Genomic DNA, 4,119 nt, shown 5'->3' with positions numbered 1-4,119 from the left:
TGCCGTGGATGGCCGCGCCATGCGACTTCAGCAGCGACAGGATCGGCTTGACGTACAGGCGGGTCGGCGCCATCAGCGCATCGACCAGCTTGACCCCGCCTTCCAGCTCCAGCTCGGCCGGGCGGCCGGCGCGGTCGTAGATGCGGCGAACCAGCGAGTAGCCGTTGGAGTGCGGGCCGGAGGAGGCGATGCCGATCAGCACGTCGCCGTTGGCCACGCTGGCGCCGTCCTTCAGCTCGCTCTTCTCGACCGCCGCCACGGTGAAGCCGGCCAGGTCGTACTCGCCCGGGGCGTACATGTCGGGCATTTCAGCGGTCTCGCCGCCGATCAGCGCGCAGCCGGCCTCGGTGCAACCGTTGGCGATGCCGCCCACCACGGCCGCCGCGGTGTCGATGTCCAGCTTGCCGGTGGCGAAGTAATCCAGGAAGAACAGCGGTTCGGCACCCTGCACCAGCACGTCGTTCACGCACATGGCGACCAGGTCGATGCCGATCGTATCGTGGCGGTTCAGCTGGTGGGCCAGCTTCAGCTTGGTGCCCACGCCGTCGGTACCCGACACCAGCACCGGCTCGCGGTACTTGTTGGACAGGTCGAACAGGGCGCCGAAGCCGCCCAGGCCGCCCATCACTTCCGGCCGGAAGCTGCGCTTGACCAGGGGCTTGATGCGCTCGACCAGCTCGTTGCCGGCGTCGATGTCGACACCCGCGTCACGGTAGGTGAGGGGGGAGGGGGCGGAAGACGGGCTGTTGGTCACGGGCGTCGGCGCTGGCAGGGGTTGAACGGGCGATTTTAACAGGCCGCATTGGCGCAAAGTCCGTATTCGGGCAACAATTCCCCCGGATACGTCGAGCCAATGGATGTCCTGATGCGCCGCAGCCTGATTCTGACCCTGCTCCTTGCGCTGAGCCTGCCGGTGGCCACGATGGCCCAGAGCGGCCTGCGCACCGAAGGTGATGTTGCCACCGCCACTGGCGCCTACGAGGCCGAAGTGCCCGTCAACAGCCAGGCCGAAGCCGATCGCAACGGCGCCCTGGCCCGCGCCCTGAGCGTGGTGCTGGGCAAGCTGTCCGGCGACCGCAGCGTGATGTCACGCCCGGGCGTCGTGCAGGCGCTGCGCAATGCCAAGGACTACGTGGCCAGCTATGACTACAAGCAGGACCAGAGCGTGGGCGCCAGTGGCGCACCGAGCTTCCGGACCCTGCTGGTGGCGCGCTTCCGCGAGGACGACGTCGATTCGTTGGTGTCGGCCCTGGGCCTGCCGCTGTGGCCGCAGCCGCGACCGAAGCCGGTGCTGTGGCTGGCAGTGGATGACGGCAGCGGCCCGCGCCTGGTCAGCGTGCAGCAGGCCAATGCCGCCCGCCCGCTGCTCAATCGCGCCATCGAACGCGGTTACAAACTGGGGCTGCCCAGTGGCGGTGCCGCTGAACAGGCGCTGGCCGGCGCCATCTGGCGCCAGGACAGCGCTGCCGTGGCCCGTGCCTCCTCGCGCTATTCGCCGCCGATGCAGCTGATCGGCAAGCTGTACCGTGCCAATGGCGGCTGGCAGGCGGACTGGGTGTTCGTCGACAACGGCCGTGAACTGAACAAGTGGACCAGCAAGGACGCCAACGCCATGCGTGCGATGGCCGCCGGTGCCGATGGCGCCGCCGACGCGCTGGTCAAGCGCTACGCCAAGGCCGGCGCGGCTACCGGCCAGGCCGGGACCTACCGCGTGGTGGTGACCGGCATCGACAGCGCCGACGACTACCTGCGCCTGGCCGCGGGCCTGCGCGAAGTGCCGGTGGTGCGCAGCGTCACCCCGCTGCACGCCTCGGCCGGCCAGCTCGAGCTCAGCCTGGAGATGACCACCGGCCTGGCCGGCTTCAACCGCATGCTCGGCGACAACGGCGTGCTGGTGCCGAGTGCCACGCTGCCGGCCCCGATCGATGAGACCAGCGGCGCCCCTGTGGCCGCGCCGGTCAGCAACGAGTACCGCCTGCGATGACCCTGACCCCGGAAGCGGAAATCGCGCAGTTCCTGCGGCGGCTGAAGTACATCCTGTTCGCCGGCCTGGTCGGCTGGATCGTCTGGCTGCTGGCGCCGATCCTGACCCCCTTCGTACTGGCGCTGGCCCTGGCCTGGCTGGGTGACCCGCTGGTGGACCGCATCGAGGCCACCGGACGCTCGCGCATGACCGGCGTGGTGCTGGTGTTCGCGGCCATGGTGCTGGTGATCGTGGCCCTGCTGCTGGTGCTGGTGCCGATGATCGAACGCCAGATCACCACCCTGATCGCGGTCGCGCCGCAGGCACAGGCGTGGCTGATGGAAAAGGGCATCCCCTGGTTCGAGCAGAAGACCGGCCTGGAAGTGATGCAGTGGCTGGATCCGGATCGCCTGATCGAGTGGGTGCGCAGCCACTGGCAGCAGGCTGGCGGCTTCGCCACCACGTTCATGGGCTATGTCTCGCGATCGGGCTTTGCGATGGTGACCTGGGTGGTCAACATCCTGCTGCTGCCGATCCTGGCGTTCTACTTCCTGCGTGACTGGGACAAGCTGGTGGAGCGGGTGGCGTCGGTGATCCCGCGCAACCACATCGGTACCATCAGTGCGCTGGCACGCGAGTCCAATGACGTGCTGGGCGCGTTCATCCGTGGCCAGTTCCTGGTGATGCTGGCGCTGGGCGTGATCTATGCCGGTGGCCTGTCCTTGGTGGGCCTCAAGCTGGGCCTGCTGATCGGCCTGATCGCCGGCCTGATCAGCTTCATCCCCTATCTGGGTGCGACTACCGGCATCGTGATGGCGATCGTGGCCGCACTGGTGCAGGCGCAGGGCTTCGACCTGAAGCTGCTGATCCTGGTCGGCGTGGTGTTCACCGTGGGCCAGCTGCTGGAGAGCTACGTGCTGACCCCGCGCATCGTCGGCGACAAGATCGGCCTGCATCCGGTGGCAGTGATCTTCGCGGTGATGGCCGGTGGCCAGTTGTTCGGCTTCCTCGGCATGCTGCTGGCGCTGCCGGTGGCGGCGGTGACCAACGTGCTGCTGCGCTATGCCCACCAGCGTTACCGCCAGAGCGAGCTGTACGTGGGCGAGAAGCCGGCGATCGTGCTTGATGGCGTGGTCGAGGCCCCCCATATCATCGTTCCGGACGACAAGGGCCCCGACCTGAAGTGATGGGTGTGCCGCAACTGCCGCTGGCCCTGCATTACCCGCGGGACCAGCGCCTGGAGACCTTCATCGGCGCGCCGGATGGCGCGCTGGCGCAGCTGCGCGCGATCGCAGTGGGTGCCAGCCACGATTGGGTCTACCTGGAGGGCGCGGCGGGCACCGGCAAGACCCACCAGGCGCTGGCGATGTGCTCCAGTGCCGAGCAGGCCGGGCGCCTGCCGACCTATGTGCCGTTGGCCAGCGCGGCTGGCCGCGTGCGTGCGGCGCTCGATGGGCTGGAAGCGCGCGAACTGGTGGCGCTGGATGGCCTGGACGAGGTCGCCGGCAACCGAGAGGACGAGATCGCGCTGTTTGATTTCCACAACCGCGCGCGCGCTGCAGGCGTGACCGTGCTGTACACCGCGCAGAAGGCACCGGGCGAGCTGGGCCTGGTGCTGCCGGACCTGCAGTCGCGGCTGGGCCAGTGCGTGCGTGTGCTGCTGCAGCCGCTGGATGAGGAAGGCCGCGCGGCGGTGCTGCGCGAGCGCGCGCTGCGGCGTGGGCTGGCGATCGACGAGGCCGCGATCGAGTGGCTGCTGTCGCACACCGGGCGTGAACTGGGTGGACTGATCACGCTGCTGGACTGGCTGGACCGCGAGTCGCTGGCGGCGAAGCGGCGGATCACCGTGCCGTTCCTGCGCCAGGTGCTGGAAGAAGGCCGGCCGCGTTACTGAGGGTGGGGTTTGTTTGCAGGGCTGCGCCCTGCACCCGCAGAAACCGAAGCAACAGCAACGTCAAAAGCGGGCTTCCTGAGGGGGAGGCGGGGGGGGGCCTGGGGTGGGGGGGGGGGCGGGGGGGGGCCCGCATCGTCCCTCCCGCCCCCCCCCGTCCCCCCGCCCCCCCCCCCCCCCCCCCCCCCCCCCCCCCCCCGTCCCCCCCCCTCCCCCGCCTCTGTTTTGGTCTCCCGTTTGTTGTGGTTTGTGTTTGTTGGCGCGC

At 69.2% G+C, this 4,119-nt stretch carries 4 protein-coding genes; 3 read left to right on the top strand and 1 reads right to left on the bottom strand.

Features of this window, described 5'->3' with window-relative positions:
• The coding region (gene purM / locus ARC23_RS20150; protein ID WP_057498839.1) for a phosphoribosylformylglycinamidine cyclo-ligase at positions 1-754 on the bottom strand (754 nt) is incomplete at its 3' end.
• 99 nt (positions 755-853) lie between these two features.
• Here purM and ARC23_RS20145 point away from each other — a divergent pair.
• Genes ARC23_RS20145 through hda form a run of 3 tightly spaced genes read left to right on the top strand, consistent with a single transcriptional unit; the run spans position 854 to position 3,857 of the window.
• Positions 854-1,984 (top strand): DUF2066 domain-containing protein, encoded by a 1,131-nt coding sequence (locus ARC23_RS20145; RefSeq protein WP_057498838.1) that lies wholly within the window; start codon positions 854-856, stop codon positions 1,982-1,984.
• Positions 1,981-3,150, top strand: a complete 1,170-nt coding sequence (locus tag ARC23_RS20140; protein ID WP_057498837.1) for an AI-2E family transporter — start codon at positions 1,981-1,983, stop codon at positions 3,148-3,150. Before ARC23_RS20145 ends, ARC23_RS20140 begins: the two co-directional genes overlap by 4 nt.
• On the top strand, positions 3,150-3,857 hold the full coding sequence (hda, locus tag ARC23_RS20135) for a DnaA regulatory inactivator Hda (RefSeq protein WP_057498836.1): 708 nt from the start codon (positions 3,150-3,152) through the stop codon (positions 3,855-3,857). Before ARC23_RS20140 ends, hda begins: the two co-directional genes overlap by 1 nt.
• Positions 3,858-4,119: the final 262 nt, after the last annotated feature.

Origin of the sequence: Stenotrophomonas beteli, assembly GCF_001431665.1 — a bacterium.
In the GTDB taxonomy this organism is placed as follows: Bacteria; Pseudomonadota; Gammaproteobacteria; order Xanthomonadales; family Xanthomonadaceae; genus Stenotrophomonas; species Stenotrophomonas beteli.
The sequence above is the reverse complement of the archived record's forward strand: the minus strand, read 5'-3'. Positions and strand labels throughout refer to the sequence as shown.

Excerpts from the sequence above, each read along its gene's own strand:
- ARC23_RS20145 (WP_057498838.1), top strand. The coding sequence starts at position 854 with ATGGATGTCCTGATGCGCCGCAGCCTGATTCTGACCCTGCTCCTTGCG.
- ARC23_RS20140 (WP_057498837.1), top strand. The coding sequence starts at position 1,981 with ATGACCCTGACCCCGGAAGCGGAAATCGCGCAGTTCCTGCGGCGGCTG.
- hda (WP_057498836.1), top strand. The coding sequence starts at position 3,150 with ATGGGTGTGCCGCAACTGCCGCTGGCCCTGCATTACCCGCGGGACCAG.